Source organism: Microbacterium sp. Z10_103 (assembly GCF_058310455.1).
In genome coordinates this window covers 94448-120390 of sequence record NZ_JBZEGK010000002.1, presented here as the reverse complement: position 1 = coordinate 120390, position 25943 = coordinate 94448, and the positions used below count along the sequence as shown (strand labels likewise).

General features: G+C 69.4%; 26 protein-coding genes, 3 tRNA genes and 1 pseudogene. 23 read left to right on the top strand and 7 right to left on the bottom strand.

Going from position 1 to position 25943, the window contains the following annotated elements; genetic code table 11:
- Positions 1-262 precede the first annotated feature (262 nt).
- On the bottom strand, positions 263-961 hold the full coding sequence (locus AC4FS2_RS17355) for a helix-turn-helix domain-containing protein (RefSeq protein ID WP_491154926.1): 699 nt from the start codon (positions 959-961) through the stop codon (positions 263-265).
- A gap of 190 nt (positions 962-1151) precedes the next feature.
- On the opposite strand from AC4FS2_RS17355, the gene AC4FS2_RS17350 reads away from it, so the two are divergent.
- From AC4FS2_RS17350 to AC4FS2_RS17330, 5 genes are all read left to right on the top strand, one after another.
- A complete protein-coding gene (locus AC4FS2_RS17350) occupies positions 1152-1853 on the top strand; it encodes a haloacid dehalogenase type II (protein ID WP_491154925.1) in 702 nt (233 codons plus the stop codon).
- A 182-nt stretch (positions 1854-2035) separates the two neighbouring features.
- The gene (locus AC4FS2_RS17345; RefSeq protein WP_491154924.1) at positions 2036-2539 is read left to right on the top strand and encodes a DUF1269 domain-containing protein; all 504 of its coding nucleotides are present in this window, start codon (positions 2036-2038) and stop codon (positions 2537-2539) included.
- A gap of 109 nt (positions 2540-2648) precedes the next feature.
- Complete coding sequence (locus AC4FS2_RS17340; protein ID WP_491154922.1) at positions 2649-3314, top strand: SDR family oxidoreductase; 666 nt, start codon at positions 2649-2651, stop codon at positions 3312-3314.
- A gap of 109 nt (positions 3315-3423) precedes the next feature.
- Positions 3424-4773, top strand: coding sequence for a TrkH family potassium uptake protein (locus AC4FS2_RS17335; protein WP_491154920.1), 1350 nt, complete (start codon positions 3424-3426; stop codon positions 4771-4773).
- Positions 4766-5461, top strand: a complete 696-nt coding sequence (locus tag AC4FS2_RS17330; protein ID WP_491154918.1) for a potassium channel family protein — start codon at positions 4766-4768, stop codon at positions 5459-5461. The genes AC4FS2_RS17335 and AC4FS2_RS17330 overlap by 8 nt, the downstream gene beginning before the upstream one ends.
- A gap of 88 nt (positions 5462-5549) precedes the next feature.
- Here the strand turns inward: AC4FS2_RS17330 and AC4FS2_RS17325 are convergent, their stop codons facing one another.
- The 4 genes from AC4FS2_RS17325 to AC4FS2_RS17310 form a co-directional block, all read right to left on the bottom strand.
- On the bottom strand, positions 5550-5894 hold the full coding sequence (locus tag AC4FS2_RS17325; protein WP_491154916.1) for a hypothetical protein: 345 nt from the start codon (positions 5892-5894) through the stop codon (positions 5550-5552).
- 404 nt (positions 5895-6298) lie between these two features.
- Positions 6299-6371, bottom strand: a tRNA-Phe gene (locus AC4FS2_RS17320).
- Positions 6372-6439: 68 nt separating this feature from the next.
- Positions 6440-6513 (bottom strand) — tRNA-Asp (locus AC4FS2_RS17315).
- A 29-nt stretch (positions 6514-6542) separates the two neighbouring features.
- Positions 6543-6615: transfer RNA gene (locus AC4FS2_RS17310), tRNA-Glu, on the bottom strand.
- Positions 6616-6834: 219 nt separating this feature from the next.
- Between AC4FS2_RS17310 and AC4FS2_RS17305 the strand changes: the two genes are divergently transcribed.
- The gene (locus tag AC4FS2_RS17305; RefSeq protein WP_491154914.1) at positions 6835-8271 is read left to right on the top strand and encodes a peptidoglycan DD-metalloendopeptidase family protein; all 1437 of its coding nucleotides are present in this window, start codon (positions 6835-6837) and stop codon (positions 8269-8271) included.
- 61 nt (positions 8272-8332) lie between these two features.
- Here the strand turns inward: AC4FS2_RS17305 and AC4FS2_RS17300 are convergent, their stop codons facing one another.
- The gene (locus AC4FS2_RS17300) at positions 8333-8866 is read right to left on the bottom strand and encodes an inorganic diphosphatase (protein WP_491154912.1); all 534 of its coding nucleotides are present in this window, start codon (positions 8864-8866) and stop codon (positions 8333-8335) included.
- 309 nt (positions 8867-9175) lie between these two features.
- On the opposite strand from AC4FS2_RS17300, the gene tilS reads away from it, so the two are divergent.
- From tilS to lysS, 13 genes and pseudogenes are all read left to right on the top strand, one after another.
- Positions 9176-10195 (top strand): tRNA lysidine(34) synthetase TilS, encoded by a 1020-nt coding sequence (tilS, locus tag AC4FS2_RS17295; protein WP_491154910.1) that lies wholly within the window; start codon positions 9176-9178, stop codon positions 10193-10195.
- A 9-nt stretch (positions 10196-10204) separates the two neighbouring features.
- A complete protein-coding gene (gene hpt / locus AC4FS2_RS17290) occupies positions 10205-10756 on the top strand; it encodes a hypoxanthine phosphoribosyltransferase (RefSeq protein ID WP_491154907.1) in 552 nt (183 codons plus the stop codon).
- Between the two features lie 183 nt (positions 10757-10939).
- Positions 10940-12943, top strand: a complete 2004-nt coding sequence (gene ftsH, locus AC4FS2_RS17285) for an ATP-dependent zinc metalloprotease FtsH (protein ID WP_491155705.1) — start codon at positions 10940-10942, stop codon at positions 12941-12943.
- Between the two features lie 3 nt (positions 12944-12946).
- Positions 12947-13519: pseudogene (gene folE, locus AC4FS2_RS17280) on the top strand (GTP cyclohydrolase I); the annotation flags it as partial.
- Positions 13520-13644: 125 nt separating this feature from the next.
- Entirely contained in the window at positions 13645-14442 is a 798-nt protein-coding gene (gene folP / locus AC4FS2_RS17275; protein ID WP_491154905.1) for a dihydropteroate synthase, read from the top strand.
- Positions 14439-14852 (top strand): dihydroneopterin aldolase, encoded by a 414-nt coding sequence (gene folB / locus AC4FS2_RS17270; RefSeq protein ID WP_491154904.1) that lies wholly within the window; start codon positions 14439-14441, stop codon positions 14850-14852. The genes folP and folB overlap by 4 nt, the downstream gene beginning before the upstream one ends.
- Positions 14849-15355 carry a 2-amino-4-hydroxy-6-hydroxymethyldihydropteridine diphosphokinase gene (gene folK, locus AC4FS2_RS17265; RefSeq protein ID WP_491154902.1) on the top strand — a complete coding sequence of 169 codons (507 nt, stop codon included), beginning with the start codon at positions 14849-14851 and terminating at the stop codon, positions 15353-15355. The genes folB and folK overlap by 4 nt, the downstream gene beginning before the upstream one ends.
- Positions 15352-15840: a DUF3180 domain-containing protein gene (locus AC4FS2_RS17260; RefSeq protein ID WP_491154900.1), complete on the top strand. Its 489-nt coding sequence runs from the start codon at positions 15352-15354 to the stop codon at positions 15838-15840. The genes folK and AC4FS2_RS17260 overlap by 4 nt, the downstream gene beginning before the upstream one ends.
- Positions 15791-16384, top strand: coding sequence for a PH domain-containing protein (locus AC4FS2_RS17255; protein WP_491154898.1), 594 nt, complete (start codon positions 15791-15793; stop codon positions 16382-16384). Before AC4FS2_RS17260 ends, AC4FS2_RS17255 begins: the two co-directional genes overlap by 50 nt.
- The gene (locus AC4FS2_RS17250; RefSeq protein ID WP_491154896.1) at positions 16381-17949 is read left to right on the top strand and encodes a PH domain-containing protein; all 1569 of its coding nucleotides are present in this window, start codon (positions 16381-16383) and stop codon (positions 17947-17949) included. Before AC4FS2_RS17255 ends, AC4FS2_RS17250 begins: the two co-directional genes overlap by 4 nt.
- On the top strand, positions 17946-18671 hold the full coding sequence (locus tag AC4FS2_RS17245; protein ID WP_491154894.1) for a Rossmann-like and DUF2520 domain-containing protein: 726 nt from the start codon (positions 17946-17948) through the stop codon (positions 18669-18671). Before AC4FS2_RS17250 ends, AC4FS2_RS17245 begins: the two co-directional genes overlap by 4 nt.
- Complete coding sequence (panC, locus tag AC4FS2_RS17240; RefSeq protein ID WP_491154892.1) at positions 18668-19525, top strand: pantoate--beta-alanine ligase; 858 nt, start codon at positions 18668-18670, stop codon at positions 19523-19525. Before AC4FS2_RS17245 ends, panC begins: the two co-directional genes overlap by 4 nt.
- A 91-nt stretch (positions 19526-19616) precedes the next feature.
- Positions 19617-21161, top strand: a complete 1545-nt coding sequence (lysS, locus tag AC4FS2_RS17235) for a lysine--tRNA ligase (protein WP_491154891.1) — start codon at positions 19617-19619, stop codon at positions 21159-21161.
- Between the two features lie 18 nt (positions 21162-21179).
- On the opposite strand, the gene AC4FS2_RS17230 is transcribed toward lysS, so the two are convergent.
- A complete protein-coding gene (locus AC4FS2_RS17230; protein WP_491154889.1) occupies positions 21180-22355 on the bottom strand; it encodes a DUF4192 family protein in 1176 nt (391 codons plus the stop codon).
- Between the two features lie 156 nt (positions 22356-22511).
- On the opposite strand from AC4FS2_RS17230, the gene AC4FS2_RS17225 reads away from it, so the two are divergent.
- The 4 genes from AC4FS2_RS17225 (at position 22512) to AC4FS2_RS17210 (ending at position 25943) form a co-directional block, all read left to right on the top strand.
- Positions 22512-22697, top strand: a complete 186-nt coding sequence (locus tag AC4FS2_RS17225) for a hypothetical protein (protein ID WP_491154887.1) — start codon at positions 22512-22514, stop codon at positions 22695-22697.
- 62 nt (positions 22698-22759) lie between these two features.
- Positions 22760-24226, top strand: a complete 1467-nt coding sequence (gene cls, locus AC4FS2_RS17220; protein ID WP_491154886.1) for a cardiolipin synthase — start codon at positions 22760-22762, stop codon at positions 24224-24226.
- Positions 24227-24346: 120 nt separating this feature from the next.
- A complete protein-coding gene (locus tag AC4FS2_RS17215; protein WP_491154884.1) occupies positions 24347-25066 on the top strand; it encodes a hypothetical protein in 720 nt (239 codons plus the stop codon).
- Positions 25067-25145: 79 nt separating this feature from the next.
- Entirely contained in the window at positions 25146-25943 is a 798-nt protein-coding gene (locus AC4FS2_RS17210) for an alpha/beta fold hydrolase (RefSeq protein ID WP_491154882.1), read from the top strand.

Here is a 25943-nt window from a genome sequence, read left to right as displayed (position 1 = left end):
ATCAAACACCTCCGGCGAGATACGACGCTCCGCATCCGCCTCCCGCCCACTCGCGATCAAAGTCGGACGCAACTCATCAAGCTGCTCCACGATCGAAACGATCTCAGGACGAAGAGGGGTGGCTGCCATGGGGACTCCTGTGTCGGTGGGTGCGAGAGACGGTCGGGTTTCCGCGCGCCGGTGTTAACCAAAGCGTGACAGTGAGCGTTCAATATGTCAACGGATATTGAACACCCGTATACGTGAGCCGCTGCCGCGGGTGTCAGTCCATGTGGTCGAACCGTCGCAGCACATCCAGCGCGTTGGCCGTCATCGGGCGCCCCCGGCGGACGGCTTCGGCACCGGGCTCAGCATCCATGCTGGCGCTGCGGCGCCCCATGACGAACCACACGCCGCGGGCGGGGGACGAGCCGCGGTTGGTGTAGAGGTGCGGACGGGCGGATTCGAACTGCAGCGAATCCCCCGGGCCCAGGACGTACTCGTCGAACTCGAGTTGGAGCGTCAGCTCGCCCTCGAGGATGTAGGCGTGCTCGAAGCCGGAGTGTCGCGTGAGCTTCCCGGCCGCGGAGCTCGACGCGCCCGCCTCATACGTGACGAGGAGCGCGTCCGCACGCCCGTCAGGGCTGCTGGCCAAACGCTCCCACCGAACGCCGTCCTCCATCTCGATCGACGGGTTGTCGGCGCCGCGCTGTACCTCCGGGGTCGCGGCCCGGTACGCGGGGAACGCCGGCTCGGCGGCTGCTCGGTCTTGACCGGCGATGCCCAGCAGCTCGTCGGCAGAGACGCCGAAGAAGCCCGCGAGCGAGTACAGCGTCGCTACCGATGGCCGGCTCTTCCCGGTCTCCACCTGGGAGATGAGACTCGGGGAGACGCCGAGTTCCGAGGCGACTTTCCGCAGGCTGACTCCGCGCGATTGGCGAATCCGGCGGATGCGCTCGCCGATGTTTTCTGCAGTAGACATGCGAAGCTCCCGACTGCCCGTTGACCACACACCCTAGCAACGCAAGGCACCGAATGTACATAAATACTTAACGCTTGGGCGCGGTGTTCAATGGGTCGGGTCAGCCGTGTCGGGTCAAGCGTGTCGGGTCGACCACGTCGCCTCATCCGATTCCTCGCCCTGGGGAAGCGCTTCTGTTTTAGTGGACGACATGGAGAGACCGCCGTTCGTTCCCGACCGGGTGGACGCGCTCGTCTTCGACGTGATCGGGACGCTCGTCGACGAGGATGCGACGTGGCGGAGCGTCGCCGAGCGAATGGCCGCCGAGGCCGGTCTCGGCGGGCCAGCGGACCTTCACCGACGTTGGGCGGAGCTCCTCGCTGCACGGATGACCGCCGTCATCGCCGGCGAGGCCGCGTGGCAGCCCCACCGCCGACTCGTCGCCGACTCCGCACGCGAAGCGATCGTGAGCATGGGCGGGCGCCCGTCATCCGCGACCGCGGCGCAGGCGTTGTCCGTAGATCGGGAGTACCGGGCGTGGCCCGATGTGGCTGACGCGACGGCGACCCTCCGGCGGGGTCGACTCGTCGCCGGCGTGAGCAACGCCGACCTCGACTCGCTCGCGCGGCTGTCCAACGCCAACGCGATCAGCTGGGACATCGCGTTGTCCGCGGGCGCCGTGCAGACCTTCAAGCCCGCGCCGGCCGCCTACCGATACGCGATCGACACGCTCGGCATCGATCCGGCGCGGACGCTCTTCGTCGCCGCACATCCGTGGGACCTGCGAGCCGCCGCGGGCCACGGATTCCGCACCGCCTACGTCGCGCGCCCCGGCGCCGAGCGACCGTCGGCGGACGACCACTTCGACCTCGACGTCGACGACCTGTCGGCCCTGGCGACGCTCCTTTCGTGACCACCGGGGGCGCCCCCCGGACCGCCATGGGTCGTTGGTCCCGAGTATCGAAAGGACGGTTGTAGACCGCAAGGCCGGGGGTTACTGTCGGGCCCTGGCGGCGCGTGAACCAACGCGCCGCTCAACCCGGTCCCGCGCGAGCGCATCAGCGCCTGGGTAGGCCGAGACGAACGGGGTGTGTCGTGGCTGATTTGATTGTGATCGCGTTCGACTCGGAGACCGATGCCGAGGCCGCCTACAACAAGGTGCAGGAGCTCCAGAACGACCTCATCGTCGAGCTCGCGGGGTTGGCGTTGGTCAAGGTCGACGGGGAAGGTAAGACCCGTGTGGAGTACCCCGGGTCTGCGGGCAAGATCGGGGTCGGCGCGGCAGGGGGAGCGCTGTTCGGTGCACTGATCGGCATTCTCTTCTTCATCCCCTTCGCGGGACTCGTCTTCGGCGGGTTGCTCGGGGCCCTGTTCGCCGGCTTGGACAAGACAGGGCTGGATGCGGAGTTCCGCAACCGTGTGCAGTCCACCGTCACGGCCGGCAAATCGGCGATCGTGATGTACGCGGTGAAGCTCACGGCCGATAAGTTCGCCACCGCCCTGGCCCCGTACAACGGCCAGGTCGTGCAGACCTCGCTGTCCGACGCGGACGAGAAGGCCCTTATTGAGGACCTGGGCGCCGCAGCCAGGATCAGCTGAGGCCCTCCGGGCGGCCCCGCCGGCGTTCATCGCCGGGCGGCCGGCCAGCGATCAACGGTCACCCTGGGCCGGCTCGGCATCCGGCAACCAGTTCGGTTAACCTCGGGGCATGCCCCTCGCACTGGTCACCGGAGCCGCGCGAGCCAACAGCATCGCGGCCGCCATCGTCCCCCGCCTTGCCGCAGACGGGTGGGAAGTGGTCACCAGCGACCTCAGCACCGGGGATTACCCCTGCGACCTCGCGAGCGCCACGGAGCCCACGGCTCTCATCGAACGGATCAGTCGCGAACGCGGCATCCTGTCGGGCCTCGTCCTCAGCCATGCGCACGACGTCGAGTCCAGCATCCTGGACACGACAGCCGACAGCTTCGATCAGCACGTGGCGGTCAATGCGCGCGCATCCCTGCTGCTCATCGCCGCGTTCGCGCGGCAGGTGGATGCCACGGGCGGAGCCGTCGTGGCGTTCACGAGCGACCACACGACCGGCAACCTTCCCTACGGAGCCTCCAAGGGCGCGCTCGATCGGATCGTGATCTCCGCAGCGCGCGAGCTCGGGCCGCAGGGCATCTCCGCCAACGTCGTCAACCCTGGTCCGGTCGACACCGGCTGGATGAACGATGACACGCGCGAACGCCTCGCGGGGCACTTCCCGCTGGGCCGAGCGGGAACACCGAAGGACATCGCCGGGGTGACCTCGTTCCTGCTTTCGGCCGAGGGGCGGTGGATCAGCGGTCAACTCCTTCACGCCGACGGCGGGTTCTCCGCTCGGTTCTGATGCGGGCGCCATTGGTTCGCATGCCGGCGCGTCTGGCAAGCTGGTGCTCGTTCAGCGCTACGTGACAGTGGGCCCATCGCGCGCCCGCGGCGACAACTGAGGAAGGTGCATGGCCGTTCCTCGTGCCCTGGGGGTGCTTTCCCGCGTACAACCGGCCCAGGCGATCGCGATCGCCTTCGGCGGGGTCCTCGCCATCGGCACGGCATTCCTCATGCTCCCCGCGTCCGTCGAGTCACGTCCGGCGACGTTCATCGAGGCGCTCTTCACCGCGACGAGCGCTCTCTGTGTCACGGGCCACATCGTGGTCGACACGCCCGTTTTCTGGTCGCCGTTCGGTCACGTCGTCATCCTGGCTCTCATCCAGATCGGCGGCTTCGGCGTCATGTCGCTGGCGACGCTGCTCGGCCTCCTCGTCGCCCGTCGCCTCGGTCTGCGCACCCGACTCACAGCCGTGAGCGAAACGCACACAGTGGCGGTCGGCGATGTACGTCGCGTGCTCACGGGCGTCGCGCTCATCACGCTGAGCGTCGAGGCGGTCGTGGCCTTCCTCCTCATGCTGCGGTGGTGGATCGGCTACGGCGAGGACCTCGGCCGGGCGGTGTGGCTCGGGACGTTCCATGCCGTGTCGGCCTTCAACAACGCGGGCTTCGCGCTCTTCAGCGACAACCTCATGAGCTTCGTCGCGGACCCGTGGATCTGCCTCCCGATCTGCGCGGCGGTCATCATCGGCGGACTCGGGTTCCCCGTCATCATGGAGCTGCGCAAGCGGCTCGTCATCCCGCGGCGCTGGACCCTCAACACGATCACGGTGGTGGTCGGAACGCTCGTCCTGCTCCTCTTTGGTGCCGTCGTGCTGACCATTCTCGAGTGGTCGAACCCGGCGACGCTCGGCGCACTGGATCCCGCGGGGCGAATTCTCGCGGGTTTCACCGCATCGGTCATGCCGCGCACGGCCGGCTTCAACTCCATCGACGTCTCGCAGATGCACGAGGAGAGCTGGTTTGTCACCGACATCCTGATGTTCATCGGCGGTGGCCCAGCCGGCACGGCGGGCGGACTCAAGATCACGACGTTCGCGGTCTTGTTCTTCATCATCGTCGCCGAGGTGCGCGGGGACACGGCCGTGAACATGTTCGGGAAACGCCTCCCGCGCTCCACCCATCGCGAGGCCCTCACCGTTGCGCTCCTCTCGGTCGCCCTGGTCGTCGCCTCGACGCTCGCGATCATGCTGATGAGCCCCTTCAGCCTCGACCGTGTCGTCTTCGAGGTGATCTCCGCATTCGCTACTGTCGGACTCTCCACGGGCATCACCGCGAGCCTCCCGCCTGCCGCACAGGGGATCCTCATCCTCCTGATGTTCATCGGCCGGCTCGGCCCCGTGGCGCTCGGGTCCGCGCTCGCGTTGTCCACCCAGAAGCGTCAGTACGAACTGCCAAAGGAGCGTCCGATCATTGGATAACCCCACCCACTTCTGGGCCCGCCGCCGGCGCGACGGCTCCGCCAACTCGGTTGTCGTCATCGGCCTCGGGCGCTTCGGCGGGTCGCTCGCGACCGAGCTCGCCCGCTCGGGCACCGAGGTCCTCGGCGTTGACGCGGACGAAGACACCGTGCAGTCGCTCAACGGCATCCTCACCCACGTGGTCCGCGCGGACTCGACGCGGCAGGTCGCGCTCGATCAGCTCGGGGTCGCCGACTTCGACCGGGTCGTTGTCGGCATCGGCTCGGACATCCAGGCCAGCATCCTCACTGCGTCACTCCTCATGCGTATGGGCGTGCGCTCGATCTGGGCCAAGGCCATCAGTGAGCAACATGGCCTCATTCTCGAGCAGCTCGGCATCGAGCACGTGATCTACCCGGAAGCCGACATGGGTCGCCGGGTGGCCCACCTCGTGCGCGGCTCGATGCTCGACTATGTGGAATTCGACCGCGACCTCGTCGTCGCGAAGACGATCGCGCCCCGGGAGATGGTGGGCCGCTCACTCGAGGAATCTGCCGTCCGTCGCCGGCACGGCGTCACCGTCGTGAAGATCAAGGGAGGGGACGGCGAATGGCAGGCAGCGGGTGCCGCCTCTGTGGTTGCCGAGGGCGACACTCTCATCATCATCGGATCGGTGGAACGCACCGAGAGATTCGCTGCACTGATGTGAAGCCCCATCGCCACCCCCACACCGCTCCGCTTGGATGCGGGCGGTTGCGTGAGCGGCGAGAAGATCGCGTGAGGTTTTACCGGAGAAGCTACCGATTGAGTTCGTTGACTTCTGCGATGTGCTCCAGGCGCGCGATCAGGAGGTCGCCGGCGGACGCCATGCCGCCGATGGCCCAGGTGATGATCACCAGGGCGACAAGCGCGATCCCCACGTGCGCCGTCCACGTGTACCGGCGCCGGACGGTGAGGACAACGGCGGTGATCGCGCTCAGGATGGCGATGGTCTGTCCTGCCACGGTGGCGAATGCCATCCGGAGGGCGGTGTCCGTGGTAAGTGGCCCGTAGCTGTTCAGCGCGGCGTTGAGAGCGAAGGGGATCGCGACGACTCCGAGAAGCAGAACCGACCCGCGGCTGATGCGGCGGGGTCGCTTCACCACCGGATCTTGGTCAACTGCGGGGGACGTCGTCACGGCCGAGACACTACCAATCGTGCGGCCTCCACGCACCCGGAAGGCTCGAGGTTATCGCTCAGGCGCACGTCCAGCGCTATGGATCAGCTCGAGGATCGGGAAGTCGAATCCGGGGGCTCCACGCAATTCGCGCAGACGGAGGCCCCGCCAGTTCTTCGCGCCCACATCCCGGGGGTCGAAGCCGAAGATCGAACCGCGGCAAGAGGCGGGAGCTGACCTCTGTGCGCCGTCCGCTGCGACGAGTCTCTGCCTGGATTCCGGCGAAGATTTCGTCGACAGCACCCGACTCGCCCGCGAGGGCTTGCCTGCCGATCCCACCAGGGCAAGTGAAGAAACCCCCGCGCGTAGAAGCCGCACGAGGGTTTCAGTGGCTCCGACGGGCGTCGATCCCGTGACCTCACGATTTTCAGTCGTGCGCTCTACCAACTGAGCTACAGAGCCGCACGGCTCCGAAAAGCCGTGTCCGAGACGAAAGGCCCTCTGAAATCAAAGGGCCCGTCGCTGTGGAGCGACCCTGACGGGACTTGAACCCGCGACCTCCGCCGTGACAGGGCGGCACGCTAACCAACTGCGCTACAGGGCCATGCTTATTCAGTTGTATCGGCGAAACCGTGACCCCAACGGGATTCGAACCCGTGCTACCGCCGTGAAAGGGCGGCGTCCTAGGCCGCTAAACGATGGGGCCGAAATGAACCCCTTCGCCACGCGGGCTCAGCGCTCACTTGCCGACGCCCAAGCATACGCAATCCCCCACTGATCCGCCAATCGGGGGCGAGTCCAACCGGGGATTCGGTCCCGCCCGGGTAAGCATGGATGTCGCGACCCCTGCGACGCGGACCTGTTGCGATTGTTACTCATGTTGCTACTGTGGTCCGAGTTGCCATCGGAGAGGGAAGGTGCCGTCGTGACTCTCGACCGGCTCGATCGCCTCGACACCGAGGAGTGCGACTGCGCACCCAGCCCCCGCGAGCGACGGATGCTGTGGCCCAACGTCGATCGGCGGGGTGCCCTGACCCTCGGCGCTCTGGGTGCCGTCGGCCTCGGCCTCTTCGGCGCTACGGCCGGCCCCGGTCTCCCGGGCGCCTTCGGCATCGCCGGGTACCCATCGTGGGCAGACGTCGAGCGCGCTCGCGCCAATGAGGGTGCGAAAGCCGCCGAGGTCACCCGCATCCAGGGCCTGATCCAGGCTCTCAATGCGGAAGTGCAGCGCACGCAGGCGGAGGTCGTCGCGCGCTCGAACGAGTATTACGAGGCGCAGCAGGCCTACCTGGAAGCGGCGTACGAGGCGGATCAGCTGCAGGCACAGGCCGACGCGCAGGCCGCCAAGGCCGCAGATGCGGCGAACAAAGCCGGTCGCGTCGCCGCTCAGCTTTATCGGAGCGGCGGGGATGACGCCTCGCTCGACCTGTTCTTCGCCGGCTCCGCCGCATCCGCCGACGACCTCCTCTCGCGCCTGGGCACGATGGACAAGCTCATCGAGCGCAACCAGTCGGTCTACGCACAGGCGGTCACAGCCCGCGACAGCGCGCAGAGCCTCAGCGACCAGGCCGAGGTCATGCGTGTCGAGCGCGACCGGCTGCAGAAGATCGCCGAGGAGAAGATGGTCGCCGCTCAGCAAGCGGCTGCCGCCGCTGAGGCGGCGCTCGCCGAGCAGCAAGCGAACCAGGTGACGCTCGAGGCGCAGCTGGCCGCACTCAAAGACGCCACGGCGAAGACGGTCGCCGACTACCAGGCCGGCGTCGAAGCAGAACGTAAGGCCCGCGAGGAGCGGGAGCGGAAGGCTCGCGAAGAAGCGGAGCGCCGTGCGCGCGAGGAGCGGGAGCGCCGGGAACGCGAGCAAGCCGCGAACAACGGCGGCGGCGGCGGCGGCGGCGGTGGCGGTGGCGGTGGCGGCGGCGGTGGTGGCGGCGGTGGCGGTGGCGTGGTCTCCTCCGGTTGGACTCGTCCCTCCAGTGCCGGCGTGAGCTCGTGGTACGGGCCGCGATCGGTGCAGTGCACCCCGTCGTATTGCTCCACCGGGTACCACCTGGGGCTCGACTTCGGCGCGGGTTGCGGTGCCGGCAACTACGCCGCTGCGGCTGGGACCGTGACCTATGCGGGCTGGAACGGCGGCTACGGCAACTTCGTCCGGATCGACCATGGCGGCGGCATCTCCACCGGTTACGCCCACAACAGCAGCCTCCGCGTGTCCTACGGACAGCGGGTCGGCGCCGGTCAGCTGGTCGGCGTTGTGGGACTCACGGGTAACGTCTTCGGTTGCCACCTCCACTTCGAGGTGTACTCCGGAGGCGGCACGATCAACCCCGCCACGTTCCTGCGCGACCGCGGCGTGTGGGTCTGATCCTCACCTGACGCGAAGAAGCCCGGTCGCTTGCGACCGGGCTTCTTGCATGCCTGCTCCGTCAGAGCGAGTTCGGGGCCTCGCCGGCACCCTGCGTGCGGGTCTCGCCCTCGTGCTCCTCGAAGCGCGTGAACGCCTCGCCGACGAGCCGTTCGGCTTCCGCCGCATCCGCCCAGTCGTCGACCTTGACCCACTTGTTGGGCTCGAGGTCCTTGTAGTGCTCGAAGAAGTGCGCGATCTCCTTCTTCGTCCACTCGTCGATGTCGCCGACATCCTGGATGTGGTCCCACCGCGGGTCCTTGGACAGCACGGCGACCACCTTGTCGTCACCGCCTGCCTCGTCGCTCATCTTCAGCACGCCGACGGGGCGCACCTTCGCGAGGATGCCGGGGTACAGGTCGCGGTCCAGGAGCACCAGGACGTCGAGCGGGTCGCCGTCTTCGCCGAGCGTATTCTCGAAGAACCCGTAGTTCGCCGGGTAGCCGAAGACCGTGTAGAGGATGCGGTCGAGGAAGACCCGGCCGGTGCCGTGGTCGACCTCATACTTCACGCGGCTGCCGCGTGGGATCTCGATGACGGCGTCGTACGCGCCCATGCGTGTGCTCCTTCGATGGTGGGGAGACTTCGTTCGCCGACGCTCGGCCAGCAGAAGTGCCGCGCACCAGCCTAATGCGGGGCGGCTCCCAGCCATGCGCGGAGCACAACTCCTCAAGGACCCCGCCGGTTCCGGGAGGTGGGGCGGGTTGGCGTGCGGTGCTTGAGGAGTTGTGCTCCGGCTGCCGCCTCGTCGGCGTCGTCTCGTCGAGCACAACTCCTCGCAACTGCGCCGGGAGGCCGCGGTTGCGGCCCGGAACGGCGGCCTTTGAGGAGTAGTGCGCACGCGCGGCGCCGGTAGCGTGGGGCCGTGGACCGCCGACCCGCCCTCGCCCCCGCCGTCGCTGAGGTGCGTCGCGCCGTCCGCGCAGCGCTCGAGCCGCTTCCCGCAGACGGCGCCCCGGTCGTGGTGGTTGCGTTGTCGGGAGGTGCGGACTCGCTCGCCCTTGCCGCGGCCACCGCGTTCGAGGCCCCCAAGATCGGCCTCCGACCTGTCGCGATCGTCATCGATCATCGGCTGCAGCCCGGGTCGGCCGAGGTGGCGGCGCGAGCGGCGGAGGCGGCGCGCGGCATCGGCCTCGAGGCGCATGTCGTCGACGTGACGGTGGACGGGGCGGGGGGACCCGAGGCCGCGGCCCGCGCGGCCCGCTACCGCGCCCTAGCCGACGCGGCCCGCGCACACCGCGCCACCGCCGTGCTCGTCGGTCACACCCTCGACGACCAGGCCGAGACCGTGCTGCTGGGCCTGGCCCGCGGCTCCGGCGCGGCAAGCCTCCAGGGGATGGCCGCGGTCGCAGACCTCGACGGCGTCGCGCTCCTCCGTCCGCTGCTGAGCGTGCGGCGCGAGACCACGCGTGCGGCGTGCGCCGCCGAGCGACTCGAGCCATGGGATGACCCGCACAACGCCGACCGTCGCTTCGCGCGGGTCCGCGTGCGGGAGCGGGTGCTTCCCGTCCTCGAGGAGGAGCTCGGCCCCGGCGTGGCTGAAGCGCTCGCCCGCACGGCCGAGCAGCTCCGCGAGGACGCCGACGCCTTCGCCGAGATGATCGACGAGGTGATCGAAGACATCGTCGAGCACGCCGAAGCCGGCATCTCCGTCTCCGCCCCCGCGCTCGCCGCCAATCCGGCCGCGCTCCGACACCGCATCATCCGCCACGTCGTGACGAGCGAGTTCGGTCAGAGTCTCACCCGCGCTCAGACGCGGGAAGTGGCCCGGTTGGCGACCGAGTGGAAGGGCCAGGGGCCCATCGACCTGCCGGGATGCCGCGCCCGCCGGGTGGGCGGGCGCATCCAGTTCACCGCCGGTGGGCTCCCAGGAGCATCCACCTAGGATCGAACCATGCGCGCGGCCGACATTCCCGATGACATCACCGACATCCTGCTCACCGAGGAGCAGATCCAAGAGAAGCTGACGGAGCTCGCGACGCAGGTTGCAGCCGATTACGAGGGCAAGAACCTTCTCCTCGTCGGCGTTCTCAAGGGCGCGGTCATGGTGATGGCCGACTTCGCCCGGCAGCTTCCCGGGCACATCGAGATGGACTGGATGGCGGTCTCTTCCTACGGCACGGGGACGCGCTCGAGCGGTGTCGTCCAGATCCGCAAAGACCTCGACACCGACCTGCACGGCCGGCACGTGCTGATCGTCGAGGACATCATCGACTCCGGGCTGACGCTGAGCTGGCTGCTGGAGAACTTCGCCTCGCGCGGCGCGGAATCGGTCGAGGTTCTGGCGCTGCTGCGGAAGCCCGACGCGATGAAGGTGCACGTCGACTGCCGGTACGTCGGGTTCGACATCCCGAATGAGTTCGTCATCGGCTATGGCCTGGACTACGCCGAGCGCTACCGCAACCTGCGGGATGTCGCGGTCCTGGCCCCCCACGTCTACAGCTGACGCTTCTGCCCGGGCGCTTCGTCTCGCTGCGCTCGCTCAGCGACCGGGTGCGGGTCAGGTGCGCTCGGCCCGCGTACGCCGTGGGCGAATGCACAGGCCCGGCATAGAGAGGCCGCGATACCCTGAAGCCACCGCCTCATCGGCGGATCCCCAGATGGAAGGGTCATGGGCGCCGCCCCAACCATGAACTTCAAGAAGCTGACGCGCAACCCGATCCTCTATGTGGTGCTGATCGGGATTTTCCTGATCGTCGGGTTCTCGCTGATCACCAACCTCAACGGTGCCCGGCAGATCACCACGCAGCAGGGCCTCGAGCTCCTCCGTGGCGACACCGTCACCGAGGTGACGAACACCGACGGCGACCAGCGCGTCGACATGGTCCTGTCCGAGCCGTTCGAAGACGCTACGGACGTGCAGTTCTACTACGTCACCGCCCGCGCCGACGAGGTCGTGCGCGCTATCGACGCCGCCGAGCCGACCGACGGGTTCAACGACCTGGTGCCGCGCGCCACCTGGTTCGACGGGTTCATCTCGCTCCTCCTGCCGCTCCTGCTACTCGGCCTGCTGTTCTGGTTCATGCTCTCCAGCGCCCAGGGCGGCGGAAGCCGCGTCATGCAGTTCGGCAAGTCCCGCGCGAAGCTCGTCAGCAAGGAGAGCCCCACCGTCACGTTCCAGGATGTGGCCGGTGCGGAAGAGGCGATCGAGGAACTCCAGGAGATCAAGGACTTCCTGAAAGACCCGGTCAAGTTCCAGAACGTCGGCGCCCGCATCCCGAAGGGCGTGCTGCTGTACGGCCCTCCCGGAACCGGTAAGACCCTCCTCGCGCGCGCCGTCGCCGGCGAGGCCGGTGTGCCGTTCTACGCCATCTCCGGTTCGGACTTCGTCGAGATGTTCGTCGGCGTCGGCGCCAGCCGCGTGCGTGACCTGTTCAACCAGGCCAAGGAGAATGCCCCGGCGATCATCTTCATCGACGAGATCGACGCTGTCGGCCGTCACCGCGGTGCCGGCATGGGGGGCGGGCACGATGAGCGCGAGCAGACGCTGAACCAGATGCTCGTGGAGATGGACGGGTTCGACCCGAAGGTCAACGTCATCGTCATCGCCGCGACCAACCGGCCCGACATCCTCGACCCGGCGCTGCTGCGCCCCGGCCGCTTCGACCGGCAGATCGGGGTGGATGCTCCGGACCTGCAGGGTCGCAAGAAGATCCTCGAAGTGCACGGCCGCGGCAAGCCGCTGGCCGACAGTGTCGACCTCGAGGTCGTCGCCCGCAAGACGCCGGGGTTCACCGGTGCCGATCTCGCGAACGTGCTGAACGAGGCGGCTCTGTTGACGGCGCGCTCGAACGCGCAGCTGATCGACAACCGCGCCCTGGATGAGGCGATCGACCGCGTGCTCGCCGGCCCGCAGCGGCGCACCCGCGTGATGAAGGACAAGGAAAAGCTCATCACCGCGTACCACGAGGGCGGCCACGCCCTCACCGCGGCGGCGATGAACCACACCGACCCGGTCACGAAGGTCACGATTCTTCCCCGCGGCAAGGCGCTCGGCTACACGATGGTGCTGCCCCTGGACGACAAGTACTCCGTCACCCGGAACGAGCTGCAGGACCAGCTCGCCTACGCGATGGGCGGCCGGGTCGCGGAGGAGATCGTCTTCCACGACCCGACCACCGGCGCATCCAACGACATCGAGAAGGCGACCGGCATCGCCCGCAAGATGGTGACCGAATACGGGATGACCACCGACGTCGGACCGGTCAAGCTCGGGTCGTCCTCGGGCGAGGTCTTCATGGGCCGCGACATGGGCCACGGCCGCGACTTCAGCGAGCGCGTCGCCGAGCGTATCGACGGCCAGGTGCGCGCGCTGATCGAGCAGGCGCACAACGAGGCGTACGAGGTGCTCAACGCCAACCGCGACATCCTCGACCGCCTCGCGCTCGAGCTCCTGGAGAAGGAGACGCTCGACCACATCGAGCTGGCCGAGATCTTCAGCGACATCAAGCGTCTGCCTCCGCGCCCGCAGTGGCTGTCCAGCAGCGACCGGCCCGTTTCGGCGCTCCCGCCGGTGGACGTGCCCCGTCGCGAGCAGCCTGCCGGGGTCGCCGCCTCGGTCGAGGCGGAGCCGAAGGCCGAGAAGGCTCCGCGCCGCCGCCCGAGCGGACAGGCGCGGCCGGCTACCGCCTAGCCCGTGGCCGTCGACCGCGACCGCGTCGCCGCGCTGATCCACGAGCTGCTGGAGGCGATCGGGGAGGATCCCGATCGCCCCGGCCTGCGGCAGACGCCACACCGTGTCGCCGACGCGTACGTGGAGTTCTTCTCCGGAGTGGGTGAGGATGCGGCGGGCCCGCTCGCGCACACCATCTCGGTGACGCACGGGCCGGCGCCGGAAACCGTGCCGTCGGGGGCTGTGCTCCTTCGGGATGTCGCGTTCCGCTCGATCTGCGAGCATCACCTGCTGCCCTTCCGCGGGCGTGCGCACCTGGCATACCTGCCGGGGGAGCAGGTCGTGGGGCTGAGTGCGCTGCCGAAGGTCGTCGACATCCTCTCCTCGCGTCCACAGGTCCAGGAGCGGCTGGGGGAGCAGATCGCCGACGTCATCGCGTCGTCGCTCGACGCGCGGGGAGTGCTCGTCGTCCTCGACGCCGTGCACGAGTGCGTCACGATGCGCGGGCCGCGCCAGTCGGAATCGTCGACGGTGACGATCGCCGCCCGCGGCGAGCTGGCCGAGCCGGCGGCGCGGGCGGAGCTCATCGCCTTGCTGGCCCTTCGTCTCGCGCCTGCGGCGCTCGCTCAGGGACCGGGCGGGGATGCGCCTGCGGCGCTCGCTCAGGGACCGGGCGGGGAGGCGCCTGCGGCGCTCGCTCAGGGACCGGGCGGGGAGGTGTCATGACGCTCGTGATGGGCATCGTCAACGTCACGCCGGACTCCTTCAGCGACGGCGGCCGTTACCTCGACCCTGACACGGCGGTCGCGCGCGGCATCCAGCTGCGCGACCAGGGGGCGGCGATCATCGACGTCGGCGGAGAGTCCACCCGGCCCGGCGCCGAACGCGTGGATCCTCGGGTCGAGCGGGAGCGCGCCGTGCCGGTCGTCGCGGCATTGGCGGCGGCCGGAGTGGCCGTGAGCATCGACACGATGAATGCCTCGACCGCCCTCGCCGCTGCAGAAGCGGGCGCCCGCATCGTGAACGATGTCTCGGGTGGCCTCGCCGACCCGGAGCTTCTCGACGCCATCGCGCCGACCGGCGTCGACGTCGTGCTCGGCCACTGGCGAGGACCCTCGGACGATATGTACGCCGGCGCGAGCTACCGCGACATCGCCCGCGAGGTGCGGGAGGAGCTGCTCGCCCGGGTCGAAGCGGCCGCCGCCGCGGGCATCGCCCCCGCGCGGATGATCGTCGACCCCGGCATCGGGTTCGGCAAGCGCGGTGAGCAGAACTGGGACACGCTGCGCGCTCTGCCGCAGCTGGTGGGCATCGGGCCCCGTGTCCTCGTCGGTACGAGCCGCAAGAGGTTTCTCGCCGACGCGCTCGGGCCCGACGCATCCGTGGATCGACGCGACCTCGCCACCGCCGTGACGAGCGTGCTCGCCGCCCAGGCCGGGGCGTGGGCCGTGCGCGTGCACGACGTACCCACCACCCGGGATGCGTTGCGCGTGGCGGAGAAGTGGGAAGGTGCAGCATGAACACGGGAGAACCGCTCGACGAGATCACCCTGACGGGGGTGCGTGCGTTCGGCTACCACGGGGTATATCCCGAGGAACGGCGCGAAGGTCAGGAGTTCGTCGTCGACCTGACGTTGCATATCCCGACGGCCCCCGCTGCGGCATCCGATGACGTCGCCGACACCGTGCACTACGGCGAGCTCGCCGAGCGGGTGGTCACCGCTGTCCAGGGCGAGCCGGTGAACCTCCTCGAGCGGTTGGCGCAGCGCATCGCCGACGTCGTCCTCGCCGATGACCGGGTGCAGATCGCGACCGTCACCGTGCACAAACCGTCCGCGCCCATCGCCGTGCCCTTCGGCGATGTCTCCGTCACCATCCGCCGCTCGCGTTCCGCCACCCGCCCGGCGGGATTCGCCACGGAGTCGCGATGAGTGCGTCCTCGGCCTCTGCGGGCGGCGGGACCGTCGCCGTCGTCGCACTGGGCTCCAACCTGGGCGATCGCGCCGAGACCCTCGGTGCCGCCCTGACGGAGCTGGCGGCACTGCCGCTCACCACCGAGGTGCGCGCGTCGGGAGCGATGGAGAGCGTGGCGGTGACCGAAACCGGCGAGGACGAGGATGCTCCGCGGTATCTCAACGCCATCGCCCTGGTGCGGACGCGCCTGGCGCCTTCCCTGCTCCTTCGTGCTCTTCACGAGATCGAGACCGCACACGGCCGCGAGCGCCGCGAGCGGTGGGGCGACCGGACGCTCGACCTCGACCTTGTCGCCTACGGGAACATCACCTCGGACGACCCCCGCCTGACGCTGCCGCATCCGCGCGCCGCCGAGCGCGACTTCGTCCTGATCCCGTGGCTCGACGTCGACCCGGACGCTTACCTTCCCGGCGCCGGCTCGGTGCGCGAGCTGCACGACCAGCTTCGGAGCCGATCGTGAGGCGCACGAGCCCCGGCATCCTCGCGCTGGCGGCGGTCATCGGCGCGGGAGTGGGGTTCCTCCTCGACAACATCCTCAGCGCCGCCGGCCGGCCCACCTTCACGCCCGCGGTGAGCCTGCCCATCCTGCTGCTTCTGCTCGGAGCGATCGTGATCGTCCTGGCGATTCCGGTGTTCCGGGCCACCCGCGGGCGTGCGGTCGTTCCGCTCAACCCGTTCCGCGCGCTGCGCATCGCGATGCTCGCGAAGGCGTCGAGCATCGTCGGTGCGGCCGTCGGCGGCTTCGGCCTAGGCCTCGTGGTCTTCCTTCTGACACGACCGGTCGTGCCGTCGGTAGGCTCGATGGGCACGATCATCGGGACGGCGGTGTGCGGAGCGGTCCTCGTGGTCGCCGGACTCGTCGCCGAACAGCTCTGCACCATCCGGAAGGACGACGATGACGATCAGCCCGGGAACACCCCCGGACTCGAATCCTCCGGCCGCTGAGGATGCCGGCGAGGGCGACCTCGACCGGGGGACCTTCCCGCACATCCAGGAGCCGCGGGGAGCAGCCCGCCTGCCGCTCGGCGACGGCGTATGGCATCAGCTCGCCCGCGCGTACGTGTGGGTGCGGATGATCTCCACGGGCGGATTCCTTCTCCTGGTGGTCGCGGTCGCCCTCGTCTTCCAGCTGTGGCTGAACCAGACGTGGGTGTGGATTCCCGTCGGGGTGATCGCCGTCATGTCCGTCTGGACCCTCGGGATCACCCCGCGGCAGGCACGCTCGTACGGTTATCAGCTGCGCCGCGACGATCTCGTCTTCCGCCGCGGCATCCTGTGGCAGCGGATGGTCGCCGTCCCCTACGGGCGGATGCAGCTGGTCGACATCACCCACGGGCCGCTGGATCGCGGTTTCGGGATCGCGCAGCTGAAGCTTGTGACTGCCGCCGCCTCGACGGGTGTCACCATCCCCGGACTCCCCCAGGATGCCGCGGAGCGCCTGCGTGACACCCTCGTGGATGTCGCGGAAACCCGTCGGACGGGCCTGTGAGCGAGGCCACCGCGCCCGCCCCTCCGGTCCGGGAGGTGCGCTCGCCGCTCAGTGACGGCGAGTGGCACCGCATGCACCCGCTCACCCCGCTTCTACGGGGAGGCCTGTTCCTCCTCGTGGTCGCCGGCATCGTGATCGCCAACCTGCGGGAGCGCCTGATCGAGGTGTTCCTTCCGGGGTTCCCCGTCGGCGACGACGCGCCCGCCGACCCCGTCGACTACCTGCTCCGCAACAACCTCCTGCTCCTGGCGGGCGGGCTCCTGCTGGCGACGCTCGTCGTGCTACTGGTCGTGTTCTGGCTGTCGTGGCGCTTCCACACGTTCCGGATCACCGGCGACGACGTCGAAGTGCGCACCGGCGTGCTCTTCCGCACGCACCGCCGCGCTCCCCTGGACCGTGTGCAGGGGGTGAACCTCACCCGCCCGCTCGTCGCCCGCCTGTTCGGCATGGCCAAGCTCGAAGTCGTCGGCGCGGGGCTGGACTCGAACGTCAAGCTCGAGTACCTCTCGACCTCGAACGCCGAGACCATCCGGACCGACATCCTCCGCCTCGCCTCGGGGCGGCAGCTCGCCGCAGCCGGCGCGACGGCGCGGGCGGATGCTGCGGCCCCGGGTTCACGCATCCACCAGGCTGCGACCCTGGTCGGCGCGGGGATCTCGGGCCTCATCGAGGGCGAAGACACCGACGCGACCGAGGTCGAGTCGGTCGTGCACATCCCGCCGGGCCGGCTCGCCGCATCCCGCGCCCTCAGCGCGTCGACGCTCGGCCTCCTTGCCGCCATCGCGGCCGTGATCGTCGGCGTGGTGGCCGGCATCCCCTGGATCCTCTTCGGTTTCGTCCCCGCGATGATCGGCTACGTCGCCTATTGGGTCCGGTCGTTCGTCCGCGCGTTGCGCTATTCGATCGCGCCGACACCCAGCGGCGTGCGGGTCACCTTCGGGCTGTTCACCACGGTGAGTGAGATCCTGCCGCCCGGGCGGATCCACGCGCTCGAGGTGCGGCAGTCGCTGCTGTGGCGCCCGTTCGGATGGTGGTCGATCACCGTGACCCGCATCTCCGGCCGCGCGATGACCGACGCCTCGACCGACCAGCTGACCAGCGTGTTGCCGGTGGGAACGCGTACCGACGTCGAGCGGGTCGTCCGGCTGCTGCTGCCGGCTCTGCCCGAGGAGCAGATGGCGCATGTCTTCGAACAGGGGATCCTCGGTCCCGGAGCCGACGACCCGTACGTCACGACTCCGCGGCGGGCGCGTCTGCTGAGGCCCCTCTCGTGGCGCCGCAACGGATTCCTCCTCACCCCTGACGCGCTGTTCTTCCGCCGCGGCTACATCTGGCGGGCGCTGGGCGTCTTCCCTCTCGCGCGGATGCAGAGCGTCGGCATCGGCCAGGGACCGCTCGATCGGGCGCTGAGCCTCGCCGAACTGACGGCGCACGTCGTGCCCGGTCAGGTCACCACCACCGTCGGGGTCCTCGACCGTGATGACGCGCTCCGCGTGTTCGGGCAGACCGCCGAGGGGATCGTCGCCGCCTCCGCCGGTGACCGCAGCCACAGGTGGGCACAGTGAGTCCGTCACGCGACGGGAGACTCGGCGTCGGCGTGCTCGGCGCCGGGCGCGTCGGCCCGGTGATCGGCGCCGCGCTGCGCAACGCCGGGCACGCCGTGGTGGGGATCACCGTCGGCTCGGATCCCGACCGCGTGGACGCGCTCCTTCCGGGAGTTCCTGTCCTGGACGCCGAGGAGGTGGTCCGCCGTGCGGAGCTGATCGTCGTCGCGGTGCCGCACGATCAGCTGCCCGGACTCGTCACGGGCTTGGCGGAGCTCGGTGCCTGGCAGATCGGGCAGCTCGTGCTGCACGTCGATCCGGGGTACGGCGTCGGGGTCCTGGCCCCGGCGCTCCGTGCGGGGGCGATCCCGCTCGCGATCCACCCGGCGATCTCCTTCACCGGGACATCCATCGACCTGCGCCAGCTCACGGAGAGCTACGCCGCGGTGACCGCCCCCGCTCCGGTGCTGCCGATCGCGCAGGCGCTCGCCGTCGAACTCGGCTGCGAGCCGGTCGTGATCGCCGAAGCCGACAGGCCGGCGTACGCCGAAGCGATCGCGACCGCGACCCAGTTCTCCCGCTCCATCGTCCGCCAGGCCTCGGGCCTGCTCTCGGGCGTAGGAATCGACAACCCGGGCGGGTACCTTTCCGCGCTCGTCCGCTCCACGGTCGATCAAGCACTCGCCGAGGGGGCACCGGCCGGTCCGGAGGGGCTCCCGCCGGCGGCTACGCTCGACGGATGATCAGCACCACCGACGGGCTGCGCACCCGACTGGCCGAGGCCAGAGCAGCAGCCCGCCCCGACGGGTCTTCGCCGACCGTCGCCCTCCTGTCCACCCTGGGCGCGCTTCACGACGGGCACATCGACCTCGTTCGACTCGCGCGAGAGCGCGCGGACATCGTGGTCGTGTCGACGTTCGTGAACCCTTTGCGTTTTCGCACGTCCGAAGACGCGGCCGCCTATCCGCGCAGCCCCCGGGAGGACGTGGCGCTTCTGGAATCGCTCGGCGTCGACGTGGTCTTCGCCCCGACCGCCGCGGAGTTGTTGCCCGCGGGCCTGGCGACCACCAGGATCAGCGCCGGCGACCTGGGGCTCCGCTACGAGGGCCGATCGCGCCCGTTCTACTTCGACGGACTGCTCACCGTCGAGGCGCTACTGTTCCACCTCGTCCGCCCCGACGTCGCGATGTACGGCGAACGGGACCTGCAGCGGGTCTTCCTCGTGCGGCGCATGATCCGCGACCTGCGGTTCGACATCGACGTGGCCACGGTACCGACCGTCCGCGCCGACGACGGCCTCCCCATCTCCAGTCGCGTCGGTCTGCTGGACGACGACGACCGCCGAGCAGCCGCACGGCTGACGGAGGCGCTGGATGCGGCGGCATCCAACGCCGATCGCGGAGTGGATGCCTGCATCGCCGCGGCCCAGGCCACGCTCATGGGTGATTCCCGCGTGCACCTGGACTACCTCAGCGTCGTCGACCCCGACTCCTTCCAGCCGGTGGACGAAGGCCATGCCGGACGTGCGACGGTACTGATCGCCGCCACGGTCGGAGGCCACCGGTTCGTCGACAACACCGACATCTACCTGCCCTGACGCTGCGCGCGGCCCGGGGGACACCCGCACGGCGGGAAGCCCGGAAACCCGCGCGCCTAGACTGGGAGCGAATCCCGAGGAGCCCCCGCCGATGACCGACGCGCCCGCATCCGCAGCCACCGACAGCCCGAACGACGACGCTCGGGACGCCGAATCGAACGACGCCTTCGAGCAGAAGGCCGTGCGTCTGGCCAAGCGGGAACGGCTGCTGGCCGAACGCGCGGATGCCGCCGGAGGGCCCTACCCGGTGACCGTTCCGGTGACCGACACCATCGCCGACGTGCGAGCGCGCTTCGCGGAGCTCGAGGCCGGTGACGAGACCGGCGTCACTGTCGGCGTCGCCGGACGCGTCGTGTTCAGCCGCAACACCGGGAAGTTGTGCTTCGCCTCCCTCCAGTCGGGCGATGGCAGCCGCATCCAGGCAATGGTCTCCCTCGCCGTCGTGGGCGAGGACTCCCTCCAGGCGTGGAAGGAGCTGGTCGACCTCGGCGATCACGTGTTCGTCTCGGGCCAGGTCATCTCCAGCCGCCGCGGCGAACTGTCGATCATGGTCAGCGAGTGGCAGATCGCCTCGAAGGCGGTGCTGCCTCTCCCCAACATGTACACCGAGCTCAGCGAAGAGAGCCGCGTGCGCAGCCGCTACCTCGACCTCATCGTGCGCGACCGCGCCCGGGAGACCGTCGTCGCCCGCGCCAAGGTCAACGCGAGCCTTCGTGCCACCTTCGCCGAGCGCGGCTTTCTCGAGGTGGAGACGCCGATGCTGCAGGTGCAGCACGGCGGGGCGAGCGCCCGTCCCTTCGTGACGCACTCGAACGCGTTCGACACCGACCTGTACCTGCGCATCGCCCCCGAGCTGTTCCTCAAGCGTGCCGTCGTCGGCGGGATCGACCGAGTCTTCGAGATCAACCGGAACTTCCGCAACGAAGGCGCCGACTCCACGCACAGCCCCGAGTTCGCGATGCTCGAGGCGTACCAGTCGTACACCGACTACTCCGGCATCGCCGACCTGACGCAGACGCTGGTGCAGAACGCCGCCGTCGCCGTTGCCGGATCGACCACCGTGACCTGGGCGGACGGCACCGTCTACGACCTCGGTGGGGAGTGGGACCGGATCTCGATGTACGGCTCGCTGTCCGAGGCTGCCGGCCGCGAAATCACCCCCGAAACCCCGCTCGAGGAGTTGCGCGCGCTCGCCGAAGAGGCGGGCGTCGACGAGCCGCCGCATCCCACGCACGGTAAGTGGGTCGAGGAGTTGTGGGAACACTTCGTCAAGGGCGGGCTGACCCGCCCCACGTTCGTCATGGACTTTCCCGTGGACACCAGTCCGCTCGTCCGCGAGCACCGCTCGATCCCGGGGGTCGTGGAGAAGTGGGACCTGTACGTGCGCGGGTTCGAACTGGCAACCGGATACTCCGAGCTCGTCGACCCGGTCATCCAGCGCGAGCGCTTCACAGAGCAGGCGCTGCTGGCCGCCCGCGGCGACGATGAGGCGATGCGCATCGATGAGGAATTCCTCCGGGCGCTGGAGCACGGCATGCCGCCCACCGGCGGGATGGGCATGGGGATCGACCGCCTGCTGATGGCCATCACGGGGCTGGGCATCCGCGAGACGATCCTCTTCCCGCTCGTGAAGTAGCCCCTGCGCCGACCCTGCTCACGACTCCACCCCGCCCGAATCGATGAGGCGGGTCACGGGGTCCGACGGAACCGAGCGCCGGTAGACCCACTCGGGAAGGTGGGCGTTCGCGGCGAAGGTCAGCACGATCCCGGCCATGACGTGATCCGGGTCGATCTCTCGCGCAAGCTCGGCATAGCGGCCGGCGTGCGTCGAGTGCCCGAGCGCCCACGACAGCCACGCCGCGGCCGCCAGGATGCCCGGCCGCGCGTCCCGCGGGGCGGCGGCGGCCAACCGCCGGGTCAGCGTGAGCGCCGCCTGCAGGCGGTCGGGGTCGGGCGAATCCCCCTCGCCCCAGATCGGAGCGGCCAGGTGCTCTGGGTACGCCTCGCCGTCCTCGAAACGCAGCTGCGCCTCGAACGCCTCGTCTCCGGCGGGGAGGTCGCGTACCCACTGCACGAGCGCGACGTCTCGAAGGCCCGGGCGCATGAGGCACCATGTCACCGCCGCGGCCTCGAAGGGGTCGAGCGCCGCGGCGTCGCGCATGATCGCCTCCTCGAACAGGAGCGGTACGTCGTCCATGCGGCACACCGTCGCCAGCGCCGCCGGCGCGATGCGTCGATCGTCCTTGCCTCCCCCGTCCCCGAACAGCGAGCCCATAGCGCTCTCGATCTCGGCCAGTGCGCGGGCCATCCGTTCCTTCTCGGCGAAATCGACCGGGGGGAGGTCGGCGCCGGATGCCTGGTCGTGCACCGGCATCGGCGCACCGGCGAACGCCTCGTGATCGTACGGGATCTCCGTCAGCGGGCGCCCGGAGTCGGGGCATCCCGGGTCGAGATACGAGCCCCATCCGTCTGCGGCGACGCACAGCGCCTCGCTCACGCGCAGCCCGCACATGTCTGCGTGCGAGAGCAACGCGCGCGCCACCTCGTCGTGCGGGAGTCCCGGCGCGTCGGCGAACGACGCGTCGGAGTAGGCGACCACGGCCACGGCATCCGCGTGGCTGACCTTGCAGACCATGCCCATGATCGTCGAGCCCGCGCGGTCGAGGTCGGGACGATCGAGGTCGGTGGGCAGATCCAGTCGGAGAGCACCGAGGGTGCGGTTGCCGTCGAAGGGGATGAGCACGAGACTCCGCGTCGGCCGGTAGCCGAGCAGGCGGGGCACGAGGGCCAGGAAGTCGGCGGCGCTGGCCGCCCGGAAGATGGTCGTCATGCCGACCACGATCGTCGGAGCGACGTCGGTGGGACCCAGGCGGCGGCCGGATGGTGGAGAGATGCTCCACGGGCCGGCCTGGGGACGAAGAGTGGCCGACCCGGCGGGGGCCGGCCGCGGGAAGCGACGGAGGAGGGCACGGCGTATCCTGGAGAGGTGGATGCCTACTGGATTGCCGTCGTCTGGTCGCTGCTGCCGACCGTGGTGGTGTCGGTGGTGTTCTTCTTCCTGATCCGCGGCATCGTCCGCATCGACCGCACGGAGCGGAAAGTGTACGCGCGGATGGAAGCTCAGGAACGCGCCCGGCGCGGGTTGCCGCCCGCCGCGACTTCCGAGCGCTGACGCGCCTCCGGGACGCGCCCCCGGCATTCGATACGCTGAGGGGATTTCCGGTAGGGGGTTCCGTGGTCGAGGTGAACTTCGATGCCACGTGGTGGGTGGTCGTCGCCTTGATCGTGGACGTGACGATTCGCATCGCCGCCATCATCATCGTCCCCCGTAACCGCCGCCCGACCGCTGCCATGGCGTGGTTGCTCGCCATCTACTTCATCCCGTTCATCGGGGTGCTGCTCTTCCTGCTGATCGGCAACCCGCGCCTCCCACGCAAGTTCCGCCGTAAGCAGTCGGCGCTCAACGACTACATCCGCGAGACCAGCGCGTCTCTGGATTTCGGAACCCTGCGCCCTCACGCCCCGGAATGGTTCCGCGCCCTCGTCCGGCTCAATCGCAATCTGGGCGCCATGCCGATCGCCGGCGACAACGGCGCGACCCTCATCTCCGACTATCAGGAGAGCCTGGATGCGATGGCCGACGCCATCCGGCAGGCCGAGAAGTACGTGCACGTCGAGTTCTACATCTTCCAATCGGATGCGGCGACCGACAACTTCTTCCGCGCGCTCGAGGAGGCCACCGCGCGCGGGGTGGTCGTTCGAGTCCTGCTCGACCACTGGGCCAACCGTGGCAAGCCGAACTACCGCCGCACCCTGCGCCGCCTGACGGCGATGGGTGCGCTATGGCACCTGCTGCTGCCCGTGCAGCCATTGCGAGGGCGCACTCAGCGCCCCGATCTGCGCAATCACCGCAAGCTTCTCGTCGTGGACGGCCGGGTCGCCTACATGGGATCGCAGAACGTGACCGACTCCAGCTACAACCTGCGCAAGAACATCCGTCGCGGCCTGCACTGGGTCGACCTCATGGTGCGGGTCGAAGGCCCGGTGGTCGCCAGCATCAACGCCGTGTTCCTCTCGGATTGGTACGGCGAGACGGATGAGGTCCTCACGGACGAGATCAACCTGTTCGAGGTGGCCCCGGGTCCGGGTGACCTCGACTGTCAGGTCGTCCCCTCCGGTCCGGGATTCGACTTCGAGAACAATCTCAAGCTCTTCCTCGGGCTCCTTTACGCCGCGAAGGAACGCATCGTCGTCGTCAGCCCCTACTTCGTCCCCGACGAGGCGCTTCTCCTCGCGATCACCACCGCGTGTCAGCGCGGAGTGATCGTCGAGTTGTTCGTATCGGAGGAGGGCGACCAGGCCCTGGTGTACCACGCGCAGCGCAGCTACTACGAGGGGCTGTTGCGGGCCGGTGTGAAGATCTGGATGTACCGGAAGCCCTACATCCTCCACGCCAAGGGCATCACCATCGACCACGAAGTCGCGGTGGTCGGCTCGAGCAACATGGATATGCGGTCCTTCGGCCTGAACCTCGAGATCACCCTCCTCGTGCGCGGGGAGGAGTTCGTCCGCGACCTGGAGGCCGTGGCCGAGACGTACCGCGACCTCAGCCGCGAGCTCACACTGGGGGAGTGGATGAACCAGCCGCTGCGCTCGACGCTGCTGGACAACCTCGCCCGCCTCACCTCCGCCCTGCAGTAGGCGGTCGATCGGCGGATCGTGATGCGGGTGTTACCGGATCCGGCGGGTTCGTCCAGCGAGGTTCGAAAGGATGGGGAAGTGCCTCCGCTGGTGGGGTGCTCCCCCCATCCGGAGGTCTCCATGTCCCGTCTCGCCCGCTCCCTCCTCGCCGCTCTCGGCGGCGCAGTGCTGGTCGTCGGCGGGTTGGCGGGATGCGCGACGGGCCCGACCGGCTCGACGCCGGCATCGTCGTCGCCCACCGGCACCGACCAGGCGACGGAGATCGCCGCGGCGTGGCTGGACGGCGGCGCCATGGTGGGCGTGCTGCTGGAAGGCAGCTCGTCCTGCCGGCCCTTCGCCGATGACGTGGCGTACGACGACGGCGTGCTGCGCATTTCGCTGATGGAGCCCGAGCAAGCCTGCACGCACGACCTCGTCTCGCAGGGGCTCGCCGTCGCCCTGCCCGCCGGCGTGGATCCCGCCCAGGACCTGAGCGTCGAGGTCGACGGGGCCGGCTTCCGCGGGGCGGTCGACGTTCCGGGGGTCGCCGGCCTCACACCGGGCACAGGCCTGGAGGGCGGCCTGCCCAGTGCCGGGTGGGCGGGTCCCGACGTCTTCGCGCTGCTGACGTGGGGATCATCGAGCTGCGTGCCGCAGGTGGACACGGCGGCGGTGTCGGCGCCCGGGCAGATCGCGGTCACCTTCGTCACTCCGCCCGCCGACCAGGTGTGCACCGCCGACATGGCACCGCGCGTGACAGCGGTCGAGGTGCCCGGTGTGCCTGCTGGTGTCGCCTACGAGGCCGTGCTCTCCGGTGCGACGTACGACGGCTCCCGCGTCCCCATCGCCGGTCAGCCCTGACCCCCTCTGCCCGCTGTGGCGTGGGGCCGCTCGACAATGAGCGCACCGCCGAGCACCGCGGATACGCCACGATGAAAGCATGGATGCTGCCATTCGCGCGCTGACCGAGATGCCGCCGGCGCAGTTCGTCATCACCGATGACGGCGTGCGCGTCGCGACGTACTCGTGGGGCGACCCTGATGCTCCGACGGTGTTCGCCGTGCATGGATTCGGATCGAGCACCCGCGACAACTGGGCGAACACCGGCTGGGTGCGCGAGCTCCTCAGTCGCGGATTGCACGTCCTCGCGGTGGACCAGCGCGGGCACGGCGCGAGCGACAAGCCGCACGATGCGGCGAGTTATGCGATGCCGGTCCTCGTCCGAGACCTCACAACGGTCCTCGACACCTACCTGCAGCTCGGCGTCCGCTACCTCGGATACTCCCTCGGCGGGCGCGTCGGCTGGCAGCTCGCCGTGGATGCCCCGGAGCACGTCGAGCGAGCGGTGCTCGGCGGCATCCCCGACGGGCGCCCGCTCTCCCGGTTGCGAGTGGATGAGGCGCGCGCGTATGCCGACCACGGGGAGCCCGTGACGGACGAGGTGACGCAGCGCTACGTCTGGCTGGCCGAGCGCGTTCCGGGCAACGACCTGCGCGCGTTGATCGCGGTGGCGGAGGGGATGCGGATCGGGCAGAACGATCCCGATCCGGCGACCCCGCCGCATCAGCGGGTGCTCTTCGCGACCGGGAGTGACGACGGCATCCTCGAGCAGTCGCGTCACCTGGCCGGTGTGACCCCGAACGGGACATTCTTCGAGATCCCCGGGCGTCACCACACGAACGCGCCCGGCGCGCGCACGTTCCGGCTGGCGGGCGCCGACTTCCTCGCGGCGCCCTGA

Bases quoted from the DNA above. Each gene is read 5' to 3' on its own strand.
- AC4FS2_RS17210 (WP_491154882.1), top strand. From the start codon at position 25,146: ATGGATGCTGCCATTCGCGCGCTGACCGAGATGCCGCCGGCGCAGTTC.
- AC4FS2_RS17215 (WP_491154884.1), top strand. From the start codon at position 24,347: ATGTCCCGTCTCGCCCGCTCCCTCCTCGCCGCTCTCGGCGGCGCAGTG.
- AC4FS2_RS17255 (WP_491154898.1), top strand. From the start codon at position 15,791: ATGACGATCAGCCCGGGAACACCCCCGGACTCGAATCCTCCGGCCGCT.
- AC4FS2_RS17340 (WP_491154922.1), top strand. From the start codon at position 2,649: ATGCCCCTCGCACTGGTCACCGGAGCCGCGCGAGCCAACAGCATCGCG.
- AC4FS2_RS17350 (WP_491154925.1), top strand. From the start codon at position 1,152: ATGGAGAGACCGCCGTTCGTTCCCGACCGGGTGGACGCGCTCGTCTTC.
- AC4FS2_RS17335 (WP_491154920.1), top strand. From the start codon at position 3,424: ATGGCCGTTCCTCGTGCCCTGGGGGTGCTTTCCCGCGTACAACCGGCC.
- ftsH (WP_491155705.1), top strand. From the start codon at position 10,940: ATGAACTTCAAGAAGCTGACGCGCAACCCGATCCTCTATGTGGTGCTG.
- folB (WP_491154904.1), top strand. From the start codon at position 14,439: ATGAACACGGGAGAACCGCTCGACGAGATCACCCTGACGGGGGTGCGT.
- panC (WP_491154892.1), top strand. From the start codon at position 18,668: ATGATCAGCACCACCGACGGGCTGCGCACCCGACTGGCCGAGGCCAGA.
- AC4FS2_RS17230 (WP_491154889.1), bottom strand. From the start codon at position 22,355: ATGACGACCATCTTCCGGGCGGCCAGCGCCGCCGACTTCCTGGCCCTC.
- lysS (WP_491154891.1), top strand. From the start codon at position 19,617: ATGACCGACGCGCCCGCATCCGCAGCCACCGACAGCCCGAACGACGAC.
- folK (WP_491154902.1), top strand. From the start codon at position 14,849: ATGAGTGCGTCCTCGGCCTCTGCGGGCGGCGGGACCGTCGCCGTCGTC.
- AC4FS2_RS17300 (WP_491154912.1), bottom strand. From the start codon at position 8,866: ATGGGCGCGTACGACGCCGTCATCGAGATCCCACGCGGCAGCCGCGTG.
- folP (WP_491154905.1), top strand. From the start codon at position 13,645: ATGACGCTCGTGATGGGCATCGTCAACGTCACGCCGGACTCCTTCAGC.
- AC4FS2_RS17355 (WP_491154926.1), bottom strand. From the start codon at position 961: ATGTCTACTGCAGAAAACATCGGCGAGCGCATCCGCCGGATTCGCCAA.
- hpt (WP_491154907.1), top strand. From the start codon at position 10,205: ATGCGCGCGGCCGACATTCCCGATGACATCACCGACATCCTGCTCACC.